Below are 22,168 nucleotides of genomic sequence, written 5' to 3' on the forward strand. Positions count from 1 at the left end.
GGAGATCAGCGCGTCGAGCGGGACGCCTCGCGCTCGATCGCTTCCATGTGCCTGCGCAGGCTGAGCGGACGCATGTCGGTCCACACCTCATCGATGTAAGCGAGGCATTCTTTCTTGCTGCCGCTCTTGCCGACCGCCCTCCACCCGTTCGGGATCTCCTTGTATTCGGGCCAGATCGAGTACTGCTCCTCGTGGTTCACGACGACGTTGAAGACGGTGGCATCATCATCGAAGCTCATGCTGTTCCTCCTGTTGCTGATCGAGTCTTCATCTCTCCCCCTGACGACGTCATGTGGCCCACGCGCGCCCGACCTCGGCGAGCGGGACGCAGCCATGGTATTCACCGGGGACGCTCTGGTATTGCAGCGCGCGCGTGGCGCCGGGCAGTGACTGGCAAAAGCCCTCGATGCACAGCGCGCGGAAGGCTTGAAAGAAGCACCACGGCTCACCTGTATCGAACGACGGCGCGCAGCCCTCGAGCCCGCGCGCGACGAGCGCCTCGCGCTCCTCGGCGCGGCACTCGTGAAACGCGCGCCCGTAGGCCGCCCGCGCCTCGGCGCCGGTCGCGTCGAGGGCTTGCAAGAAAGCCCGCCGCTCGGCCTCGTCGTACACCTCGAGGACGATGTCCTCGATATAGGCGGGTACGCCGGCGCTCAGGGCGCCAGGGCTGTCGGTCTCCGGGATGATATGCTCGGCCAGATCCTCGACGAGCAACGCCTGCTCCAGGCTGAAGAGCTTCGCCTGGAAGCGCGGGACGCGCGCCGGGGCCGGCGGCGGCGACGGCGCGGACGCCGCTGGCGGCGGCTGGGACAGCACCGAGCGCCCGGCGAGCGCGGCAGCGACGGAGCCGCCCAGCACGGCGGACGCCGCCAGGATCCAGCGACGGCGGCTGACCACCGGGCGCTCGCCGTCCCGCGTCGCCGCTGCCGCATCGAGCGCTGCACCCGCGGCGCTGCCCGCCGCGGCCTCCGGCGCGCCGCCCTCGTTCTTGACGCGCGTCACAGGTGCCCCTTGTCGAGCTCGGAGACCGCGAACGCCGCCGCGCGCGCCGTCAACGCCATGTACGTGAGCGACGGGTTCTGACACGCCGACGAGGTCATGCATGCACCGTCGGTCACGAAGACGTTCTTTGCGCCGTGCACCTGGTTGTGCGCGTTGAGCACCGAGGTCCTCGGATCGCGTCCCATGCGCGCGGTGCCCATCTCGTGGATGGAGCAGCCCGGTGTGCTGCCGTCATCGAACGGCGTGACCCGCTGGAAGCCCGCGGCCTCGAGCATCTCCGCCGCCGCCGTCTGCATGTCCTTGCGCATCTCCTGTTCGTTCGGTCCGAATTCGCAGCGGATCGACAGCTGCGGTAGCCCGAAGGAATCGCGCCGCTGCGGATCGAGCCTCACCCGGTTCTTGTGGTTCGGCAGGCACTCGCCGAAGCCGGTGATCCCGATATTCCACTTGCCTGGCTCCGCGAGCGCGCGCTTGAGCGCCGGCCCGACGGTCATCTCGGCGACCGTCCGCCGCCAGTCCCCGCGCGTGGCGGCGCCTTGATACCCGAAGCCGCGCAGGTACGCGCGCCTCCCGCTCCTGTCGAGGTTGCGGAAGCGCGGGATGTAGATCCCGTTCGGGCGCCGGCCTGTGTAGTAGCGGTCGGCGAAGCCGTCATGCTCGCCCCAGGCGCCGGCCATGAAGTGGTGATCCATCAGGTTGCAGCCGAGCTCCCCGCTGTCGTTGCCGAGGCCGTTCGGGAAGCGGCGCGACGTCGAGTTGAGCAGGATGAACGTGGTGCCGAGCGTCGACGCGTTCAGGAAGATCACGCGCGCGAAGAACTCCTCCACCCGCAGGCTGAGCGCGTCGATGACCCGCACGCCGACGGCCCTGCCCTGGACGTCGTCGTAGATCACCTCGCTGACGATCGCGTGCGGGCGGAGCGTCATGCGCCCTGTCGCCGCCGCGGCAGGCAGCGTGGAGGACGGGCTGCTGAAATAGGCCCCGAACGGGCAGCCGCGCTCGCACAGATCGCGGTACATGCACGGGCCACGGCCATTCAAGGCGCGCGTCAAGTTGGCGGTGCGCCCGATGATCACCCGCCGCTCGGGGAAGCGCGCGTTGATCGCGCTCGCCATGTGCCCCTCGACGCAGTTCATCTCCATGGGCGGCAAGAAGCTGCCGTCGGGCAACTGCGGCAGACCATCCTGCGCGCCGCTGACCCCGATGAAGCGCTCGACATGGTCGTACCACGGCGCCAGATCGCGATACCGGATCGGCCAATCCACACCGACGCCCTCGGCGGCGTTCGCCTCGAAATCGAGATCGCTGAAGCGGTAGCTCTGGCGTCCCCAGGTGAGCGAGCGGCCCCCGACGTGGTAGCCGCGGATCCAGTCGAACGGCTTCTCTTCGACGTACGGGTGCTGCTCGTCGTCCACGAACCAGTGCTTGTTCGACTGTCGCACGACGCCGCTCCGGTTCTGGACCGGCATGCGGCGGCGGTCCGCCGTGGTCAGGCGATCGCCGTGCGGCAGCTCCCACGGCGCCTTCATCGCCGTCACGTAGTCCGTCGGGTGCGCCACGTCGCGCCCTCGCTCGAGCACCAGCGTCTCGAGGCCCCGCTCGCACAGCTCCTTGGCGGCCCAGCCGCCGCTGACGCCGGTGCCGACGACGATGGCGTCGTAGGTATTGGGTTTCGGCTTCTGATCCAACTCAGTTCTCCCGCGCGTCCCGCGCGTGCTCGCTCGTGGGGCGCCTGCGCGCGACGGTGCCGGGATGTACCGACACGCCACGGCGGACGTCGGCGGAGCCAGCTCGAGCGCTCGAATCAGGCCTGGGCAGCGCCTCGCGCCGGGCTCTCGATGTCGGCGAGCGCTCCCGCGAAGATCTCCGCGACCCGATCGATCTCCGTTTCGGTGATGATCAACGGCGGCAGCAGGCGCACCGTGCTGCTGTGCCGCCCGCCGAGCTCGAGGATCAGGCCGCGCCGCAGGCACGCCCGCTGCAGCGCCGACGCCAGCTCGCCGCCAGCGAGCGGCCGCCCGAACGCGTCGCGCTCGCCGGGCTTCACGATCTCGACGCCGAGCATCAGGCCGCGCCCGCGCACATCACCGATGCAGGCATGCTGCCTCGAGAGCGCGCTCAGGTGCGCCGCCAGCCGCTTCCCCATGGCAGCGGCGTGCTCGTCGAGGCGCTCGCGCCGGATGAAGCGCAGCGTCGCCAGCCCGGCCACGATGCCCAGTTGATTGCCCCGGAACGTGCCGGCGTGTGCGCCAGGCTTCCAGGTGTCGAGCGACTCATCGTACACAACGACCGACAGCGGCAAGCCGCCGCCGATGGCCTTGGACAGCACCACCACGTCCGGCGTGATGCCGGCGTGCTCGAACGCGAACATTCTGCCCGTGCGCCCGAAGCCTGTCTGCACTTCGTCCAGGATCAGCGGCACGTCGTATTGCGAGCACAGCTCCCGCAAGCGAGACAGCCAGCGCGGCGAGCAGGGGATCACCCCGCCTTCCCCCTGCACCGCCTCGACGAGCACGCCGGCGGGCGTGATCACGCCGCTCTCGGGGTCGCCGAGCAGGCTCTGGATGTACGCGATTCCCGCCGCCTCGCCCGCCTCGCCGCCGAGACCGAAGGGGCAGCGATAGTCATACGGGTACGGCAAGAACTGCACGCCTCCGAGGCTGCCCGCGAGCGCTCGCTTCGGGCCCAGGTTCCCCATCATGCTGAGCGCGCCCTGCGACATGCCGTGGTAGCCGCCCTGGAACGCGAACATCGTGGGCCGCCGCGTCGCGCTCTTCACCAGCTTCACCGCCGCCTCGATCGCGTCGGTGCCCGCAGGGCCGCAGAACTGGACGCGCGCGCGCGCCGACAGCCCGCCCGGCAAGAGGGAGAACAGCTCCTCGACGAAGGCGTCCTTGGCCGGCGTCGTCAAATCGAGCGTCTGCATCGGGATCTCGGAGCGCAGCGCCTGCTCCAGCGCCTCCACGACCACCGGGTGATTGTGGCCGAGCGGCAGCGTGCCCGCCGCTGCGAGACAATCGATGAACACCCGACCTTCCACGTCCTCGACGTAGATGCCTTTGGCGCGCTTCAGGGCCAGCGGGATGCGGCGAGGATAGGTGCGCGCATTCGACTCTCGCCGCGCCTGCCGCGACAGGATGGCGCTCTCGGAGAACGAGTATTGCCCTGCCAGCGCGGCGTGACGTTGGGCCAAGGACTCATGGACGTGAGGGGCTTCCGAGTAACAGTGGACTTCCCTGACCATGCGTGAAACCTCTACTACGCCGGAGGAGAGCGCACAAGGAGCAAATGAAAATGATTTTCATGATACGCTGCCGCACACTGTAACTGAAAATTTCTTCTGTACATAGAACGTCATGTCGCCTGGCTCGCAACGAGGGCGATTTTTGTTGCAAATGAAAATCAAAACTAATAATGGTGGGCTCCGGCGTTGACACCCGGGCCCCCACAGCGAGGAGTGCCGTGACGCTTGATCCTGCGTTATCCCCCACCATCGTGGAGCTGCTTATCGAGCGCGCAGCGCTCCACCCGGAGCGGCCGGCGCTCACGTTTCTGACGGACGGCGACACGCCCACTCACGTCTATGGCTATGGCGAGCTCCACGCGCGCGCGCGCGCCTGCGCGGCCCTGCTCTCGGAGCGCGCGGCGCCCGGAGATCGCGCGCTGTTGATCTACCCGACGGGCCCCGACTACGTGGTCGCGTTCCTGGGTTGCTTGTATGCCGGCTTGATCGCCGTGCCAGCGTATCCGCCCGCGTCGCCCGATCCGCGGCACTCGGGGCGTCTGGTCTCCATCCTGAAGGACGCGACGCCGCGCCTCGTGCTCACGAACAGCGCGCTCGCTGTCCCGCTGGGCGCCGCCAGGGCGGTGGTGCCGGAGCTCGGCGCCGCACAGCTCGTCGCAACAGACGCCGCCAACCCGACGGACGGCGAGGCGTGGCGCTGGACACGTCCGAGCCCCGACGCCCTGGCCATGTTGCAGTACACCTCGGGCTCGACGACGTCGCCCAAGGGCGTGATGCTGAGCCACGCCAGCTTGATGGCGGGCGAGCGCGCCATCAGCGCTGCGTTCTCGATGAGCGCCGACGACGTGGTCGTGACCTGGCTGCCGCTGTTTCACGACATGGGGCTGATCGGCACGCTGCTTCAGCCGCTCTACCATGGCATCCCGAGCGTGCTGCTCGGGCCGCAGCACTTCATGGAACGCCCGGAGCGCTGGCTCGCCGCCGTGTCGAAGCACGGCGGCACGGTCAGCGGCGGTCCTGATTTCGCCTACCGCCTGTGCGCGCAGCGCGTGGGCGACCCGGCGGCGCTCTCGCTCGACCTGTCGAGCTGGCGTCTCGCGTTCTGCGGCGCCGAGCCCGTCCACGAGCAGACCCTGAGCGATTTCGCGCAGAAGTTTTCGGCGGTCGGCTTCGACGCGAAGGCCCTGTACCCGTGCTACGGGCTGGCAGAGTCGACGCTGCTGGTGACCGGCGGGCGGCGTGGGAGCGGCGTGCGGAGCGTGCGGGTGGACGCCGCGGCGCTGTCGGAGGACCGCGTGGAACCGTCTGACGCTGGTCGCGCGCTCGTGTGCTGTGGCGGCGCGCAACCCGAGCACGACGTGATCATCGCGCACCCGGAGACCGGCGCGGCGCTCGCGGAGGGCGCGGTCGGGGAGATCTGGGTGGCGGGGCCGAGCGTGGCGCGTGGCTACTGGAACAACCCGGAAGCGACGAACGCGAGCTTCGTTACCAGGGGCTCGCGCACCTGGCTGCGCACCGGGGACCTGGGCTTTCTCCAGCAGGGCGAGCTGGTCGTCACCGGACGCCTGAAGGACCTGATCATCGTCCGTGGGTACAACCTGTATCCGCAGGACATCGAGCGCAGCGTCGAGGAGCGCGCCGAGGTGTTGCGCCGCGGCCGCACCGTGGCGTTCGGCCTGGAGATCGACGGAGAAGAGCAGATCGCCGTTGCGGCCGAGGTGAGCCCGCGCATGCAGAAGCTCGTCGACTTGAACGCGCTGTGCCAGCGCATCAGCGAGACCGTGGCGATGCTCCACGGCGAGCCCGCCCGGCTCGTGCTGTTGCTCGCGCCCGGGACCGTGCCGCTCACCTCCAGCGGCAAGCTGATGCGATCGGCCTGCCGCAAGGCCTGGGAGAACAAGCAGATCGAGCCCCTCGCCACGTACGAGCTGCCGGCGCGGCCCGCCGTGGAGACGAGGGGATCGATGGACGCCCCATGAAGAAGAAAGCGTGGCTGTACGCGCTCGGCGCGCTGGTCGCCGGGCTCGGGGTGTTCCACTTCGTCCTGCCGCCCGTGGTGGACGACCTCGCGAACGCGACGAACGCGCCGCCTCCCGCGGCCCCGGACCAGCGCGCTCTGGCGCTGCACCAGGGCCTGTGGGTCGCGGATCTGCACGCCGACTCGCTGATGTGGAATCGCTCCCTCAACGAGCGCAACGAGCGCGGGCACGTGGACGTGCCGCGGCTCATCGAGGGCGGTGTGGCGCTGCAGGCGTTCACGATCGTCAGCCAGGTGCCCTGGGACATGAATCTGGAGAGCAACTCGGGCACGAGCGACCTGACGGCGCTCCTGTTCGTGGCCGAGCGCTGGCCCCTCCGCACCTGGACGTCGCTGCTGGAGCGCGCGCTGTACCAGGCCGAGCGCCTGCACGCAGCGGCGCTCGACTCGGGGGGCAAGCTGCGTGTCATCCGCACCCGCGGGGAGCTGACGCGCTACATCGAGGCTCGCGCCCGCGACCCCAGGCAAACGGCCGGCTTCCTCGGCCTCGAGGGGGCGCAGGTGCTCGAAGGCAAGCTGGAGAACGTCCAGCGCCTGTTCGACGCCGGATTTCGCATGATGGCGCCGTCCCATTTCTTCGACACGGAGGTCGGGGGCTCGGCGCACGGCGAGCAAAAGCACGGCCTCCTGCCGTTTGGGCGACAGGTCATCGCCGAGATGGAGCGGCTGGGCATGCTGGTCGATCTGGCGCACGCCTCCCCGCAGACCATCGACGACGTGCTCGCGGTGGCCACGAAGCCGGTCGTCTTTTCCCACACCGGAGTGCTCGGCACGTGCGACAGCCCGCGCAACATCAGCGACGCGGCGCTCGACCGCACCGCGGCCGCCGGCGGCGTCGTCGGCATCGGCTTCTTCGAGAGCGCGACGTGCGGTGCCGATCTCGCCTCCATCGTGCGGGCCATCCGCTACACCGTCGATCGCATTGGCGTCGACCACGTCGCGCTGGGCTCCGATTTCGACGGCTTCGTCGAGACCCCCATCGACGCCTCGCAGATGGCGTCGCTGACCGAGGCGTTGCTCGGCGCCGGCTTTTCCGAGGATCAGATCCGGGCGATCATGGGCCTGAACGTCCAGCGCGTGCTGTCCCAGGTCCTGCCCCCGTGACGTGCGTCGCCGGCGCCCGCGCAGGTGCCGAGACCTGCACGGCGCGATGAGCTCGCGAAGAACCTTCCCGCCGTACGGCTCTACAAGCTGCTCCTCCTGCGAGGCACCGATACGACGGTGCCCCGCGGGGAGCCATCGGGCCTTCAGCGCACGCGCGCCAGCGCGAGCAAGAAGCCGCCGCTCAGGCGGAACTTCTGGCGGATGCCGTCGGGATGGAGCTCGACGACCTCGGCGTTGCCACCGACGTCGTAGCCCGTCTTGCTGAGCTGGAAGTAGCTCACCCCGTCGACGATACGGGTCTCTCCGTCGATGCTGAAGAATCCATCCAGGTCAGGGTAGGGCGCAGCCGTGCCGGAGGCCTGATCGACGAGCATCGCGCGGTTCGTCTCTGCCGCCCAGAAATCGTCGGCGAGCTCGGGAATGGGCACGCTCGGATCCCAGGCGCGCGTCACGTACTGGCCCTCGGTCACGCCGATCCAGGGCGTGTTGACATAACTGCCGGTGACCGCCTCGTAGTCGAGCAGGTAGTCGGGGTCGAACTCGGTCGTACCGGCCTTGACCCGCAAGGCGCACGTGCGGCTGTCCTGGATGCCGCCGTAGGCGTGGAAGTAGCCGTAATAGCCCCCCCCGTGGACGTAGTAGTCGCCGTTCTCGTCGAGGAAAGACGGCCCCCCTGGCAAGCAGCGCGCATCCTCGACGAACGTCGGCGGCGCCTCGCTGTGCGCCGGCGCAATGGCGAGCGTCAACGCAGGATGGGGCACGGATGCCTCGAAATTGCCGGAGAACACGTTCCAGATGACGTTGTCACCGACGACGTGCCCATCGTACGCCCAGGTCTCCATGCCCTCGGGGCGCTCCGGGAAGTCGAGATCGACGATGGCGGTCCTCACCATGGCCTCCGGATCCCACACGACGATCACCCCGAGCTGCGGCGCAAACGTGTACGCCCTCGTGGCGGAGATGAACACCGTGGAGGTGGCGTTGGCGCCGGAGATCCCGAGGTCCGCCCAGGTGAAGCGCGGCCCGTCCACGAGCTCGAGCTTCTCGTTCACGGAGAAGCGTTGCATCACGCCGTCCTGCTCGACGAAGACGCGGCCGCCGTACACGGTGACGGTGGCATTGCCGAACTCGCGGAAATCGCCGAAGCCCACGTCGCCTTGCGGCACTTCCGGGAAGATGCCGATGTAGGTCAGGAACTCGTCACCGGGGTTGTACACCTGGCCCGCGACGAGGACCGCAGGGTTGGTTGCCGAGTCGGGCACATCTCCGCCGTTGGCGCCCGACGGGTCGTCCGAGGAGCAGGCGCTCGATAGGGCGGCGAAGCCTGAAAAGGCGAGGAGAGCGGTGGTCCGGAAAAGAAATGTGTTCCGCATAAGGCAGATCCTGACGTGGCTGTTTGGCGTCCAAATTTTGAGAATGACTATCACTTTCATTTTCATGAGAACGCGTCAAGATCTCGCCAGGATTTTCACAGCGGAAGAAGTGGATGGCTGAGCAAGAGATCAGTGTTTGTTATGTGGAACACACATAGGAGACGGGTCAGGAGGACGAGTCAGGAGAAAGGCGTCCCGAACACCGTTTTCAGGAAACGAAGATGAAATTGATTTGGGTTTTCAGGTCGGGTACCGGAGGCTTCCGGACATGGACGCCCGCCCGCTTCACCCGCCTCTTCACGCGCCGAAGCGCGCTCCACGCCGAGGGGTGATGCCGTGACGCGACGTCCTCTCGCGCGCCGGGGCCTGCTTGCGGGGGCGCTGGCTTTTCTGCTGCCCGGCGTGCCTGCGCCAGCGCACGCTCAGGACGGCAGCGCGCCGGGCGGCGTCGAGCGCGGCGGTCCCGGGGAGCGCGATCGTGACGCGAGCGCGCGCGGCCCTTCCGCGGCCGCGAGGGCGCCTGATGCCGGCGCCCCGGGCGGCGAGCGCGCTCCGCCCGGGGTGGGGGGCGCGCGCGTCGAGCCGCCGCAGCTCGTCGAGGGCGTGGAGGCCGAGTATCCGCCGGAGGCTCGCGCGGCACGACAGGAGGGCAGGGTCGTGCTGAAGCTCCTGATCGACGCGTCGGGGCGCGTGACCGAGGCGGAGATCGCGGCCCGCGCGGGCCACGGCTTCGACGAGGCGGCGCGCGCGGCGGCGCTCCGGTTCCGCTTCACGCCGGCGCGCCGGGGCGGCACGCCGGTCGCCTCGCGCATCCTCTACGGTTACGATTTCCGGCTGCCCGAGGAGCCGCCGTCGCCCGCCTCGACGGCGCGCGATCGCGAGCAGGCCGGGATCTCCGCCGCGCGTGCGTCATCGCCCGCGATCGCCCCCGTCGCCGTCGCAGCGCCCGCGCAGGTGGCAGCGCCCGCGCGCGCGGCCGAGACCGCGCCGCAGCCCGCCCAGGCGCCCGTCCCCGCGCCCATCGCGGTGACCGTGCGCGGCGCCGAGGCCGAGCGCCTCCGGCAGTCCGCGCAGGCGATCACCGTCATCGAGACCGTGGAGGCGCAGCGCAGGACCGCCGACATGGGCGAGGTGCTCGCCCGCACCCAGGGCGTCGGCGTGCGCAGGAGCGCGGGGCTCGGGTCGTGGGCGCGGTTCTCGCTGAACGGCCTCACGGACGAGCAGATCCGCTTCTTCATCGACGGCGTGCCGCTCGATCTCGCGGGGTACCCGTTCGGCGTCACGAACGTGCCGGTGAACCTCGTCGAGCGCGTCGAGATCTACCGCGGCGTCGTCCCGGTGGACTTCGGCGCCGACGCGCTGGGCGGGGCCGTCAACCTGGTCACGGACAGGGACGTCCGCGGCACCCACGGCGCGGCGTCCTACGAGGTCGGCTCCTACGACTCGCACCGGCTCACGCTCTCCGCGCGGCACCTGCACGAGCCGAGCGGCTTCTTCGCCCGCGTGGGCGGCTTCTTCGACTCCGCGAAGAACGACTACCCCGTGGACGTCGTGACGGCGGATCCCACGACCGGGCGCGAGGGACACGCCCGCGCCTACCGCTTCCATGACGCCTACCGGGCGGCGGGCGGGAGCGCCGAGCTCGGCTTCGTGAACCGATCCTGGGCGCGGCGGCTGCTGCTGCGCGCCTTCGTCACCGACTACGACAAGGAGCATCAGCACAAGTTCGGCGTCATGAAGGAGCCCTATGGCGAGGTCACGAACGGCGAGACCGTGCCGGGCGCGACGCTCCAGTACGAGCAGGGGCTCGGCCGAGGCGTCGCCCTCGAAGCGCTGCTCGGGTACACGTACGGGCGCGCCACCTTCCTCGATGTCAGCGACTGCATCTACGACTGGTTCGGCCGCTGCTTCCGCAAGCGCCGCACGCCAGGTGAGGACGAGTCGCCCCCCCGGGATCGGGTGTTCCGGGAGCACAGCGGGCTCGGCCGCCTGAGCCTCCGCTACAGGCCCCACCCGGAGCACGCGCTGCAGCTCTCCGCGTCCCCGACGTTCATCCGGCGCACGGCGGAGGAGCGAAGCCCGGAGAACTCTCGGGCCAACGAGCAGCTCAGGGGCGCGCACAGCCTGTTCACCTGGGTGTACGGCGTCGAGCACCAGCTCAACCTGCTCGACGATCGCCTGGAGAACCGCTTCTTCGTGAAGGACTACGTGCAGATGCTCCGCATGAAGGGGCGCCTGCCCGGGCTCCACGGGCGCTTCGACCAGCGGGAGCGCGACACCCACCGCCTCGGCGTCGGCGACGGCCTCCGCTATCGCTTCTCCGAGTGGCTCTACGCCAAGGCGTCGTACGAGTGGGCGACGCGGCTCCCGCGGCCCGTCGAGGTGTTCGGCGACGGGGCGATGATCGTCGCCAACCTCGATCTGAAGCCCGAGACGAGCCACAACGGAAACCTCGGCTTCACGATCGACGCGCGCGACACCGCGTCGGGCGCGTGGCGGCTCGACGCGAACGGCTTTGTCCGCGCGGTCGAGCGGCTCATCGTGCTGAACAACCGCACGGAATCGATCCAGTACATCCACGTCTCGGGGGCGCGGTCGCTGGGCATCGAGGCCGCCGCCGGCTGGACGTCGCCGGGAGAGCACGTCGCCCTCGACGGCAACATCACCTACGACGATTTTCGCAAGACGTCCGACGAAGGGCTGTTCTCCCGCTCCGAGGGCGAGCGGATGCCGAACCGGCCGTGGCTCTTCGCCAACGGCTCGGCGCGCGCGCAGCTGAAGGAGGTCGTCGCGCCGCGCGACACGCTGTCGCTCACCTGGGACACGCGCTACGTGCACGGGTTCTACCTCGGCTTCGAGAACTGGGGGCGTGTCGAGTCCAAGGCCAAGGTGCCCTCGCAGCTCCTGCACTCGATCGCGCTCACCTACGTCGCGCGCGACGAGCCGCGCACGGTGAGCTTCACCATCGAGGCGCACAACCTCACCGACGAGCGGGCCTCCGATTTCTACGGTGTCCGGCGGCCCGGGCGGACGTTGTTCTCGAAGGCGACGCTCGAGATGTGATGACGACGATGTGAGCCCTTTCGCTCGCACGACAGAATGGAGACATCGATGGGTGTGGTTCAGCGGAAGCAGCGATCATCGAACCGAGCGAGCGCGACGGCCTTCGCGCTCGCGCTCCTGACCGGCGCGCTCGGCGGCGGCTGCGCGGACGACGACCCGTCGAACCCCGCGGACCCGAGCGGAAGCGGCGGAAGCGGCGGTGGCGGCAGCGACGGCGGCGACGCGTTCGTCGTCGCCACGCGCGTCTGGGACGACACCGCGACAAACTCTTACTTTCACGTGCTGCCGTCGATCGAGCGAGGCACGGCGGTCGACCCATCCCAGGCGCTCGAGATCCCCGGATCGGCACGGCTGTTCGCGTTCGAGGGGCTTGGCTGGTTCGGCCTCGGCGAGGCGCAGGCGCCGACGATCGCGCGTTACACGCTCGAAGGCGGCGCGCTCGTCAAGGGAGACGCGATCAGCCTCCAGCCCTTCGGCGTGAAGAGCCTCTGGCCCACGAATTACGTCATCTCGCCGACGAAGGTCTATCATCCGGATCGCGCGGGCGAGCAGATCGTCGTGTGGAACCCCACGACGATGGAGGTAGAAGGGACGATTCCGCTGCCGGACACGCACCGCGAGGGCTATCTGGCGCTGTACGGATACGGGGCTGTCCTGCGCGGCAAGACGCTGCTCGTCTCGGTGGGGTGGGTCGACTGGAACACGACGGACACCATCCTCCCGGAGACAGGGCTCGTCGCGATCGACACCGAGACGGACACCGTCGCGCGGTTCGAGGTCGACGACCGGTGCGGCGGGATCACGCAGCCCGTCGAGACGGCCTCGGGCGACGCCTACTTCGTGAGCTCGGCGCTCGCGGGGGCGACCTATCACATGAAGCGCCTGGACACCGAGCCCTGCGCGCTGCGCATCCTGAAGGACGCGGACGCGTTCGATCCGGACTACGCCCTGCTCCTCGGCGAGCTGACGGACGGGGCCATCGCGGGCGATCCCATCCCTGCGGGCGGGGACAGCCTCTTTCTCCGGGTGTTCGACGAGGGCCTCGCCACGATCGCCGAGGAGACAAAGATGTCTGAAGTCACGGGCCAGCCGGCGTGGCACTGGTGGCGGTGGGACACCGCGACGAACGAGGCCGCGGCGATCCCGGAGCTTCCGCCCTCGCCCGCGAACGTCTCCTTCTTCGAGGTCGACGGCCGGGTCTTCACGATCGACGAGGAGAGCGGCTCCACGGAGAGCACGCTGATCGAGCTCACGGCCGAGGGCGGCCCGAAGCTCGGCCTGACGACGCCGGGCTACCTGCACGGCCTGGCGAAGGTGCGATAGCCCGCGCGGCGCGCAGCGCTCCGCGAGGGGACAGGGTGACCCGCGATGTCCAGGAAGCTCTCCCGCCATGCCTTCACGACGTTCTGGGACGTGCACGCCTGGACCGGCGTGATCGGCGGGCTCTTGCTCCACGTGATGTTCCTGTCGGGGGGGATCACGCTCTTCCGGAGGCAGCTCGCGGTGTGGGAGGAGCCCATCACCCAGCAGCGCTCCTCGATCGAGCTGACGGGGCTGGAGGCCACGCTCGATCGGGGGCTCGCCGCCGCGGGGACGACGCCTGAGCAGCTCTGGCTCGATCTGCCGGAGGGCGGGCTGGGCGCCGCGCGGATCCAGTACCATGTGCAGGGCGAGGCGGTCTCGTCGTGGATCCACGGGGAGGTCGTGCCCGAGCGCGAGCGGCTGTCCGACTTCCTCTACGATCTGCACTATCTCTGGCACAGGGCGACCGGCGACTGGCTGTTCTATCTCGGCGGCCTCCTGTGCGTCGCGCTGCTGCTCGCGCTGGCGACAGGCGTGCTCATCCACCTGAAGGACATCGTCCGGCAGTTTCATCAGTTCCGGCCGGACAAGAAGCGCCGTGTCCTGTGGTCGGACATGCACAAGGTGCTCGGCGTGATGGGCTTGCCGTTCCAGGTCCTGTACGCGTACACCGGCGCGTTCTTCGTGTTCCTGGGGCTGCTCGTCCAGGTGTTCACGGGTCCCGTGTTCGGTGGAGACGCCGCGCGGGCGGACCTCTCGGCCTGGGGGGCGTCGTTCGCGGACGAGCCGGCGCGCGGGGCGCCCGCGCGCGGCCTGACGCTGGACGAGCTCATGGCGCGCGCGCGCGCGGCGGAGCCCCGGCTCCTGCCCGAGAGGCTCCGCGTCCGGCACCACGGCCTCGACAGCGGGACCGTCGACATCCGCGGATCGATCGAGGGCGTCCCGTTCGCCCGCGGCGTCGTGCGCCTGCGGGCGACCGACGGCGCGGTCCTCTCGCTCGACGCGCCGGGCGCCGAGGGCGCGCGCAGCGGCGCGTTCCGGTGGATCTACGGCCTCCACTACGCAGATTTCGGCGGCATCACGCTCCGGATCCTGTTCTTCGTGCTCGCCGCGGCGACGTGCGCCACGATCCTCACCGGCAACCTGATCTGGCTCGCTCGACGGGAGGCGCGGCGAGAGAGCCTCGGCAACCGCCTCCTCGCGCGGCTCACCGTGGGCTTCGGCGCGGGGACCGTCGTCGCGATCGCGGCGCTCTTCCTGGCGAGCCGGGCGCTGCCGCTCGACTGGGGCGCCCGCGCGGCGGCCGAGGAGCTCACGTTCGTCGTGGCGCTCGGGCTCTGCGTCGCGTGGGCGCTCGCCGCGCGCGACGGCGGGCGGCTCTGGTGGCAGCAGCTCGGGCTCGCGGGGCTCTTGCTGCTGCCGGTCCCCGCGCTCGCGGCGCGCTGGTCCGGCGCGGGGCTCCTCGGCGCGGGGCAGAAGCTCGGCGCCGTGGTGGCCGTCGACGTCGCGCTCCTCGTGGCCGCCGCGGCGCTCTGCGCCTCGGCCTGGGCGCTCCGCCGGGCAGCCCTGCGACACGCGGCGCCGTCGCACGCGACGCAGGACGAGGCGCCGGCGCCGCTCTCGGGCGCGGCGCCGGCGCCGCTGGCGCACGGCGGGGCGGGGCTCATGGCGAGGAAGCAGACGGCGTCCCATGGTTGAGGCCGCATCGGTCCTTGCCGCGTACTTCGCCTTCGCGTTGCTGCACGCGGCGCGGCCCGAGCGCATCCCGTTCGGCGTCGCGTCGCGGCTGCGCGGCAGGCGCGCGTGGCGCGTCGCGGCCCGGGTCCTGGCGGTCGCCTCCTTCTCGCTGTCGGTCGCGCTGTGGAGCCTCGCCGAGGCCGGCCCGGCGGCGTTCCTCGTCGCGCTCGCGGCGCTCCTCGTCGCGGCCACCCTCCTCGTCCTGCTCGCGCCGATCTGGCCGCGCGCCGTCTTTGGCCTCGCCCTCCTGTGCCCGCCGGCGATCGCCGCGCTCTCGCTCCTCGGGGCGCGCCATGGCTAGCTCCACGCACCAGGAATCCGGAGAGAGATTTCAACGCAAAGGCGCAAAGGCGCAAAGGCGCAAGAAGAGAACAAATCCGTGTATTTTTGCGCCTTTGCGTTCTTGGCGTCTTTGCGTTGAAATCTCTCTCTGCTCGCGAGGCAGAGCCCTGGCAGGGTCTCTGACCCGAGGTGCTGGCCACCGGCTCGCGCGCCTCGAGGCCCCGCTGCGCGTCGTCGCGGCGCTGGTCGGGACGCTGCCGGTCGCCGTCCTGTCGGGCGTGTGCCTGGCGCGGTTCGCCCCGCTCTCCGAGGGCGCGCGGGGCACCCTCGGCTTCTCGCTCGTGGTTCCGCTGTGGATCGCGGCGATGTGCGTCGCGTTCCTGGCCCGCAGCGCGGCCCGCGCGTGGGGGGTCTGCGCGGCGCTCAGCGCCGTGCTGTTCGTCTTGGCCTACGCGGTCCCGCAGTGACCGCCGTCCGGTGCGGCGCGGTGGTGGGGGAATTCCCCAGCCCTGCCGGGAGGATGGAACCGCCAAGACGCCATAAGACGCCAAGATCTTTGTGTTTTCTTGGCGTCCTTGGCGCTTAGGCGGTTCAAGAAGACCCCACCTTCGGACGAAGTACCCCCATGACCTGCGCCGCCGCGGTCGACCCGAAGGGCGCACGGTCGAGCCTGTCTGGCTGCTCCCCGGCGCCCGCCGCTCCGCCGTCGGACAATTCCGTCGCCGCCGGCGCATCCCCGCACGATTCTTTTGTGCACGGCGGCAGGCTCTTTGGTATGTTGCCGCTCCCTCGACGGCCGCGGCGCGTGTCGTCGGGTCGACGCTCTTTCTATCGTCAAGCTTCGAGGTCCGCGCTGGCCCAGCCCTGGGCATGGGTCGGGCGGACCCTCCTGGAGACCAGGAGAGGTGGCCGAGTGGCTGAAGGCACACGCTTGCTAAGCGTGCGATCGGGAAACTGATCCGCGGGTTCGAATCCCGCCCTCTCCGCAAAGACCGCGCTCAGCGCGACGCCGCACCGCGCGGCGGCCTGAACGCGGCGCACAGACGAACGCACACGAGCACGCAGGTGGCGCGTGGTCGTGCCGCGCGCGCGGCGCCGACCCCGCGCGCCACGCCGCGAGCGCGAAGCTCGCCAGCGGCGGTGCCTCACGCGCGCTCGGGCGATGCGCGACGCGCCGTTTCCGCTGCGGCGGCGCGACGCGTGGCTCCTGTGCCTGCGGCGCGACGCGCGGCTCCTGTGCCTGCGGCGCGACGCGTGGCTCCTGTGCCTGCGGCGCGCCGTGCCGCTCCCGTGCCTGCGGCGCGTTCCGCCGACGCGGCGGCGCTCAGGCCGCCCTGGTCCTCAGCACGCGCGACTGCAAGAACTGGTAGATCGTCTTGATCGCGTCGAACGAGCCGACCGCGCTCTCCTTGATCACCTCGTTCACGGTGCGCGAGCCGTTGACCGCCCCGAGCACGAGCTCCTCGATGCGCGTCAGCTTGCCCGAGCCCACGCCGTCGAGCGCGACCTGGTCGACGACGACCACCTGGTCGAAGTTGATCGTCCCCTCCATGAGCCGCCACTCGTCCACGCGCCGGAATCCCTCGAGCACCAGCGCGGACACGGCGAGGCCGAGGCGCGCCTGCTCGACCTCGGGCCGGAACGGCTCGCGCGTGAACGAGAAGCGCCCGTAAGGCCAGCGCAGCACCTCGTAGATCAGCTCGCTCGACTGGCGCTCCAGCACCGCGATGAGGTCGTCGTTCGTGGCGACGCCCGCGTCCACGAGCACCTGGCCGAGCAGCGTGCCCGGCATCTTCTCGCGGAGCAGCGCCTCGAGCCGCTCGCGCGTCACCACCCCGCGCTCGATGAAGTAGCGCCCGAGCTTGAACTCGTCCGACGAGTTGCGCGCCTGCACGAGATCGATGAGCCCCTGGCGGATCGAGATCGCGACCGACGCCCGGTTCGTCGTCACCCGGAGCACGCCCGTCTGCCGCTGCATCTGGAGGAGCTGGAGGATCTCGGCGAGCGGGATCGCGGAGACGTCGCCGCTCATCACCTCCTTCGCCTCCGGGGGCGTGTCGAGGTCGCGGAGCTGGAGGGTCAGCTTCGAGACCACCTCGCTCGTCATCACGCGGGCGACCGCCTGCATCACGGCCGCCTCGCTCGCGCGCGCCTCGGGCGGGAGGCTCATGATCGCCGGCGCCATCACCGTCGCGAGCTGCTGCGCGACGTCGGCCCCGGCGCGCTGGAGCATGTTCCGGGAGAGGAGGCTCGGCCGCACGCTCTCGGCGATCGTGTCCTCGTCCGGCATCTTCGCGCCCTCGGGCACGGGCCGCGCGCGCCCCTCCGCCGCCTTCGAGAGCGCGCCCTCGATCACGGCGACCAGCGCGCGCGCGTCGAACGGCTTCGTGATCGCGTCGACCGCGCCGGTCTGCTGGACGAACTGGCCCCGGATCTTGTCACCCTTGGCGCTCATCAGGACCACGGGGACGGTGCGGTGCGCCGGGTTCGACCGGAGCTCCCGGCAGAAGGCGTAGCCGTTCATCCTCGGCATCACGAAGTCGAGGAGCACGACGTCGTACTTCGGCCCCTTCTTGATCAGCTCGATCCCCGCGAGCCCGTCCCGCGCCACGACCGGCTCGAAGCCGTGGCGGGCCAGGATGGCGCTGACGACCTTCAGGATGGTCGGGCTGTCGTCGACAACGAGGACGCGCGCCGGGGAGGCCATGGCGATGATTGCAGGTCCTACCCTATCAGAAGTGCGCGGCCTGCAAACATAAAGGCCAAGGGGCCCGAGCTCGCGCGCGCTCGGGCCCCTCGCGCGCGCATCAGGCGCCGGCGCTGCCGGTGCCCGTCGCGCTGGTCGCGCCGGTTGCGCCCGGTCGGGCGTCTGCGGCGACCGATTTCACGTGCAGCTCGGCGAGCTGCGCGGCGTCGACGACCACGGGCGCGCCGGTCATCTGGTCGGTGCCCTGGTTCGTCTTCGGGAAGGGGATGACGTCCCTCAGCGTCGGCGCGCCGCTGAGCAGCATCGCGAGCCGGTCCATGCCGAGCGCGATGCCGCCGTGCGGCGGGGCGCCGCTCCGGAGCGCGTCGAGGAGGAACCCGAACTTGTCGCGCGCGTCGCCCTCGTCGATGCCCAGCGTCTTGAAGACGCGCGCCTGCACCTCGGGGTCGTGCAGCCGGATCGATCCGCCGCCGATCTCGAACCCGTTGAGCACGAGGTCGTACCGGTAACACTCGACGCGCCCCGGATCGCTCTCGAGGAGCGGCACGTGCTCGTCGATCGGCCGCGTGAACGCGTGGTGCGCGGCGGCCCAGCGCCCCGTGTCCTCGTCGTACTCGAACAGGGGTGGGTTCGTCACCCAGAGGAACCGCCACTGGTCGCCATGCCCGTACTCCGGGATGAGCCCCATCTTCTTGGCGATGTCGACGCGGAGCTTCGCCATCACGGTGTGCACGACCGCTTCCTTGCCGAACTGGAAGCAGAGGATGTCGCCCGGCTTGGCCCCGAGCGCCTCGTTCAGCTTCTGCCGGAGCTCGGGCGTGATCGACTTCGTGAGGGGCGACTGCGTCCAGGAGCCGTCCTCGGCGAGCTTGGCCCGCGCGAGCCCCCGGAAGCCCTTCACGTCCCGGAGCCCGCGCTCGAGGTCCTCGGTCTGCTGGCGCGACAGGTTGGCGCTCGCCGGGATGACGAGCCCCTTCACGATCTCCGCCGGCAGATCGCGGCGCAGCTTGCCCGACCGGTACTTCTCGGCGAGCTCCACCCAGAACGGCACGCCGCCGCCGTTGTGCTCGATGATGAGGTCCGTCAGGTCGGTGTGCTCGATGCCGAAGCGGAGATCGGGCTTGTCGTTGCCGAAGCGGGCCATCGACTCGGCGTACGGCATGCGCGGGAAGCGGCCCGTCGGGTAGAGCTCCGTGAGGTCCTTGCCGAGGGCGGCCTTGAAGACCGCGAAGACGAGCCCCTCGATCAGCCCGAAGACGTCGTCCTGGTTCACGAACGACAGCTCGACGTCGATCTGGGTGAACTCCGGCTGCCGGTCGATGCGCAGGTCCTCGTCCCGGAAGCACTTCACGATCTGGAAGTAGCGGTCGAAGCCCGCGACCATGAAGAGCTGCTTGTAGAGCTGCGGGCTCTCGGCGAGCGCGTAGAACTTGCCGGCGGAGATCCGCGACGGGACGAGGAAGTTGCGCGCGCCGCCGGGCGTGTACTTCACGAGGAACGGCGTCTCGAGCTCGAGGCAGCCCTGGTCCGACAGGTAGTTCCGGGTCGTCCGGTTGATCTCGTGGCGCATGCGCAGCGCCCGCTGGAGCGGGCTCCGGCGGAGGTCGAGGTACCGGTGCTGGAGGCGGATCTCCTCCCGCGTCTCGATGTCGTCCGCGATCTCGAACGGCGGCGTCTCCGCCCGGTTGAAGACCGTCGCCTCGGCGACCCAGACCTCGATGGCGCCCGTGTCGATCTTGTCGTTCACGTTGGCCTCGCGGCTGACGACGACGCCGCGGACGCCGATGACCCACTCGGACCGGATCTTCTCCGCGGCGGCGTGCGCCTCGACGAGCTCCTTCTCCTCGGCCTTCACGCCGAGCTTCGTGATCGCCGCGAGGTAGCTGCGATCGAAGACGATCTGCGTCACGCCGGTGCGGTCGCGGAGGTCGATGAAGATGCAGCCGCCGTGATCGCGGCGCCGCGCGACCCAGCCGAACAGCACGACTTCCTTGCCAATGTCCGCCTCGCGCAGATCGCCGCAGCGGTGCGTCCTCTTGAGCTCATCGATGAAACGGGACACGAGCAGACCTCCGAAATTTCCGTGGGGCGGCGACTCTAACCCAGGTCGCCGTTGCCCGCCTCTCCGTATGCTCCGTCCCGGCGCCGCTGCGCCGGTCATCGCGCTCGCGCCCGGCGCCTCCGCGCCCGTCGTCGCGCTCGCGCCCGGCGCCTCCGCGCCGGTCGGGCGCCGGAACTTGGCCCATCCACGGCCGATCTGGCATGGCCGCGGGGTGAGCTCCGGAGAGAAACGCTGCTGGCTGGATCGGTCGCTCGCCTTCCTGTCGGCCGCGCTGCCCTTCGGGCTCTCGCTCGCCCGCGCGGCCTCTTCCGGGCAATGGCGCGAGGATCTCACCGCCGTCCGGGACCTCGGCCTCGTCGCGGTCGGGGTGGGCGGCGGCCTCTCGACGGCGCTCTCGCAGGCGCTCAGCCTGCTCCCGCTCGGCCCGCGCACCTTCCGCACCGCGCTCGGATCGGCGCTCGCGCTCGCGCTCGCGTCGCGCCTGCTCTACGAGATGGTCCGCCGGCTCCTGCTGGAGGCCGCGCGCCCGGCGCCCCTGCCCGGGCTCGCGCTCTTGCGGCGCCTCCGCGGCGACGCAGCGGCAGCGCCGGGCGCGCCGCAGGGCGCCGCGCCGGCCGCGGTGGGCGCCGCGCCGGGCGCGCCGCAGGGCGCCGTGAGCCCGCGCCTCGCCTCGGTGCTCGCGGCGATCGCCGTCCTCACGGCGGCGCTGTCGCCGACCTGGCAGCGGGAGGCGACGGTCGGCGGCGGCGCCATGCTCGCGACCTGCTGCGCGCTCGTCACGATCGCGCTCGCGTCGATGTGCGCCGAGCAGGCGCGGCACGCGGGCCGCGCGTGGATCGCGCTCGGCGCGCTGCTCGGGGCCACGTTCGCCGAGAGCCCGCCGGCCGGCCTCGCCGCGCTGGCCGCGTCGTACGCGGTGTTCCTCGCGCGCCGGGGCCTCGGCGCGCGCGCCGGCGACGCCCCGGCCGCCGGCCCGCCCCGGCGCATGCTGGCCGCGGCCGCCGGCGCCGGCGCGCTCATGGCCGCGCTCCTGCTCGCGCCGCTCGCGCTGCGGCCGCTCGCGCCGCGCGCGTGGGCCGACATCGGCCGCGCGCTCACGGCCGGGAGCCTCGCCGCCCTCGACGTCGCGAGCGCGCGCACCACCGCGCTCACCGCGTGGAGCCGCGAGATCGGCCTCGTCTCGCTGCTCATCGCCGCCGCCGGGCTCGCGCTCGCGCTCCTGCGCCCGCGCGCGCGGTGGCTCGTCGCGCCGTTCCTCGCGCTGCTCGCGCTCGATACCCTCCTGCCGGCGCGGGCGGCCGGCGTGCTCTCCGCCGATCCGCTCACCCCGCTGCGCTCGCTCGCGGTCGCGGCGATCGCCGTCGGCTCGGCGCTCGGCGCGCACGCGGCGGTGCGGGCGCTGCTCGACACGCGCGTGCCGTTCTCGCGGAGCGGCGCGGCGCTGCTCGTCGTCTTTCAGCTCACGCTGGTCGCGCTGACGAGCGAGGAGGCCGGCTTCGCCGCCGACCGGAGCGAGCAGACCGCCGCCGAGGTCTGGACGGACGAGGCCTACGGCAGCCTCGACCCGCAATCCGCGATCCTCGTGCGCTCCCCGGCGATCGCGTGGCGGGTCTGGGCGGCGCGGATCACGCGCGGGGAGCGGCCCGACGTCCTCGTGATCCCGATCCCGCTGCTCGATCGCGGCCAGGTCGCGGCGAGCCTGCTCGATGAGGAGCGCAAGCTCCTGCCGCTCCTGCGCGATTTCGCGCTGTCGGGCGAGCCCAGCGAGTTCGCGCTCTCCACGCTGGCCGACGTCCGGCCGCTCTACGTGGAGCTCGATCCGCGCTGGTCCAAGCGGCTGCTGGGCCACCTGAACGTCGCCGGGATCTGGCTCGAGTACGCGCCGCAGCCGCTCGGCGCCTCGGATCGAAAGCTGGCGACCGCCCAGTCGATCGTGCCGATCCGGCGCGTCTTGGAGTCGCTCTCGGCCGCCGCGGTCCCGGACACGTCGACGGCGGCCGTCCTCGCGTCGACGATGCGGGGCCAGTCCAACATCGTCAGCCTCCTCGGCGAGCGCGTCGTGGCGCAGTCGTACCTGGACCGGCTGGGCGAGCTCGCCGCCAACGATCCGTTCGTCTACGGGAGCCGCCGCGCCGTCACCGGCATTCGCCAGGCGTTCATCGCGCGGCGCCCCGTGCGCCGGCGCTGAGCCGCGCGGCGCCCCGTGCGCCGGCGCTGAGCCGCGCGGCGCCCCGTGCGCCGGCGAGGTGGCGCG

The 22,168-nt window shown here is 71.0% G+C and carries 15 protein-coding genes and 1 tRNA gene; 9 read left to right on the forward strand and 7 right to left on the reverse strand.

The annotated features are described in order from the left end of the window. Positions 1–5: 5 nt before the first annotated feature. The 4 genes from WMF24_RS43285 to WMF24_RS43300 all read right to left on the reverse strand — a co-directional run bounded on the left by WMF24_RS43285 (position 6) and on the right by WMF24_RS43300 (position 4,246). Positions 6–239: an MbtH family protein gene (locus WMF24_RS43285; protein ID WP_437733329.1), complete on the reverse strand. Its 234-nt coding sequence runs from the start codon at positions 237–239 to the stop codon at positions 6–8. Between the two features lie 49 nt (positions 240–288). Then, entirely contained in the window at positions 289–1,002 is a 714-nt protein-coding gene (locus WMF24_RS43290; protein WP_437733330.1) for a gluconate 2-dehydrogenase subunit 3 family protein, read from the reverse strand. Continuing rightward, positions 999–2,690: a GMC oxidoreductase gene (locus WMF24_RS43295; protein WP_437733331.1), complete on the reverse strand. Its 1,692-nt coding sequence runs from the start codon at positions 2,688–2,690 to the stop codon at positions 999–1,001. The genes WMF24_RS43290 and WMF24_RS43295 overlap by 4 nt, the downstream gene beginning before the upstream one ends. Positions 2,691–2,806: 116 nt before the next feature. Continuing rightward, the gene (locus WMF24_RS43300) at positions 2,807–4,246 is read right to left on the reverse strand and encodes a diaminobutyrate--2-oxoglutarate transaminase (RefSeq protein ID WP_437733332.1); all 1,440 of its coding nucleotides are present in this window, start codon (positions 4,244–4,246) and stop codon (positions 2,807–2,809) included. Between the two features lie 218 nt (positions 4,247–4,464). Between WMF24_RS43300 and WMF24_RS43305 the strand changes: the two genes are divergently transcribed. Then, the gene (locus WMF24_RS43305; protein WP_437733333.1) at positions 4,465–6,225 is read left to right on the forward strand and encodes an AMP-binding protein; all 1,761 of its coding nucleotides are present in this window, start codon (positions 4,465–4,467) and stop codon (positions 6,223–6,225) included. After that, a complete protein-coding gene (locus WMF24_RS43310) occupies positions 6,222–7,388 on the forward strand; it encodes a dipeptidase (RefSeq protein WP_437733334.1) in 1,167 nt (388 codons plus the stop codon). Before WMF24_RS43305 ends, WMF24_RS43310 begins: the two co-directional genes overlap by 4 nt. 143 nt (positions 7,389–7,531) lie before the next feature. On the opposite strand, the gene WMF24_RS43315 is transcribed toward WMF24_RS43310, so the two are convergent. Further along, positions 7,532–8,761 carry a hypothetical protein gene (locus WMF24_RS43315; protein WP_437733335.1) on the reverse strand — a complete coding sequence of 410 codons (1,230 nt, stop codon included), beginning with the start codon at positions 8,759–8,761 and terminating at the stop codon, positions 7,532–7,534. A gap of 336 nt (positions 8,762–9,097) precedes the next feature. Here WMF24_RS43315 and mxcH point away from each other — a divergent pair, with 336 nt between their 5' ends. From mxcH to WMF24_RS43345, 6 genes are all read left to right on the forward strand, one after another. Next, positions 9,098–11,824, forward strand: a complete 2,727-nt coding sequence (gene mxcH, locus WMF24_RS43320; RefSeq protein ID WP_437733336.1) for a TonB-dependent siderophore myxochelin receptor MxcH — start codon at positions 9,098–9,100, stop codon at positions 11,822–11,824. Between the two features lie 48 nt (positions 11,825–11,872). After that, on the forward strand, positions 11,873–13,147 hold the full coding sequence (locus WMF24_RS43325) for a hypothetical protein (RefSeq protein ID WP_437733337.1): 1,275 nt from the start codon (positions 11,873–11,875) through the stop codon (positions 13,145–13,147). A 45-nt stretch (positions 13,148–13,192) separates the two neighbouring features. Then, positions 13,193–14,824 carry a PepSY-associated TM helix domain-containing protein gene (locus tag WMF24_RS43330; protein ID WP_437733338.1) on the forward strand — a complete coding sequence of 544 codons (1,632 nt, stop codon included), beginning with the start codon at positions 13,193–13,195 and terminating at the stop codon, positions 14,822–14,824. Beyond that, positions 14,817–15,164: a hypothetical protein gene (locus WMF24_RS43335; RefSeq protein WP_437733339.1), complete on the forward strand. Its 348-nt coding sequence runs from the start codon at positions 14,817–14,819 to the stop codon at positions 15,162–15,164. Before WMF24_RS43330 ends, WMF24_RS43335 begins: the two co-directional genes overlap by 8 nt. Then, positions 15,157–15,612 carry a hypothetical protein gene (locus tag WMF24_RS43340; RefSeq protein WP_437733340.1) on the forward strand — a complete coding sequence of 152 codons (456 nt, stop codon included), beginning with the start codon at positions 15,157–15,159 and terminating at the stop codon, positions 15,610–15,612. Before WMF24_RS43335 ends, WMF24_RS43340 begins: the two co-directional genes overlap by 8 nt. Positions 15,613–16,044: 432 nt before the next feature. After that, positions 16,045–16,131, forward strand: a tRNA-Ser gene (locus WMF24_RS43345). A 338-nt stretch (positions 16,132–16,469) separates the two neighbouring features. On the opposite strand, the gene WMF24_RS43350 is transcribed toward WMF24_RS43345, so the two are convergent. Together WMF24_RS43350 and aspS are read right to left on the reverse strand one after the other, a co-directional pair. Further along, positions 16,470–17,852: a DUF4388 domain-containing protein gene (locus WMF24_RS43350; protein ID WP_437733341.1), complete on the reverse strand. Its 1,383-nt coding sequence runs from the start codon at positions 17,850–17,852 to the stop codon at positions 16,470–16,472. Positions 17,853–17,952: 100 nt separating this feature from the next. Beyond that, complete coding sequence (gene aspS, locus WMF24_RS43355) at positions 17,953–19,914, reverse strand: aspartate--tRNA ligase (protein ID WP_437733342.1); 1,962 nt, start codon at positions 19,912–19,914, stop codon at positions 17,953–17,955. Between the two features lie 67 nt (positions 19,915–19,981). On the opposite strand from aspS, the gene WMF24_RS43360 reads away from it, so the two are divergent. Next, entirely contained in the window at positions 19,982–22,102 is a 2,121-nt protein-coding gene (locus tag WMF24_RS43360; RefSeq protein ID WP_437733343.1) for a hypothetical protein, read from the forward strand. The last annotated feature ends 66 nt before the right edge of the window (positions 22,103–22,168 follow it).

It is taken from the genome of Sorangium sp. So ce1335 (assembly GCF_051521615.1).
Taxonomy (GTDB): Bacteria; Myxococcota_A; Polyangia; order Polyangiales; family Polyangiaceae; genus Sorangium.

Bases quoted from the DNA above. Each gene is read 5' to 3' on its own strand.
- WMF24_RS43285 (WP_437733329.1), bottom strand. From the start codon at position 239: ATGAGCTTCGATGATGATGCCACCGTCTTCAACGTCGTCGTGAACCAC.
- WMF24_RS43300 (WP_437733332.1), bottom strand. From the start codon at position 4,246: ATGGTCAGGGAAGTCCACTGTTACTCGGAAGCCCCTCACGTCCATGAG.
- WMF24_RS43310 (WP_437733334.1), top strand. From the start codon at position 6,222: ATGAAGAAGAAAGCGTGGCTGTACGCGCTCGGCGCGCTGGTCGCCGGG.
- WMF24_RS43315 (WP_437733335.1), bottom strand. From the start codon at position 8,761: ATGCGGAACACATTTCTTTTCCGGACCACCGCTCTCCTCGCCTTTTCA.
- WMF24_RS43325 (WP_437733337.1), top strand. From the start codon at position 11,873: ATGGGTGTGGTTCAGCGGAAGCAGCGATCATCGAACCGAGCGAGCGCG.
- WMF24_RS43330 (WP_437733338.1), top strand. From the start codon at position 13,193: ATGTCCAGGAAGCTCTCCCGCCATGCCTTCACGACGTTCTGGGACGTG.
- WMF24_RS43335 (WP_437733339.1), top strand. From the start codon at position 14,817: ATGGTTGAGGCCGCATCGGTCCTTGCCGCGTACTTCGCCTTCGCGTTG.
- WMF24_RS43340 (WP_437733340.1), top strand. From the start codon at position 15,157: ATGGCTAGCTCCACGCACCAGGAATCCGGAGAGAGATTTCAACGCAAA.
- WMF24_RS43350 (WP_437733341.1), bottom strand. From the start codon at position 17,852: ATGGCCTCCCCGGCGCGCGTCCTCGTTGTCGACGACAGCCCGACCATC.
- WMF24_RS43360 (WP_437733343.1), top strand. From the start codon at position 19,982: ATGCTCCGTCCCGGCGCCGCTGCGCCGGTCATCGCGCTCGCGCCCGGC.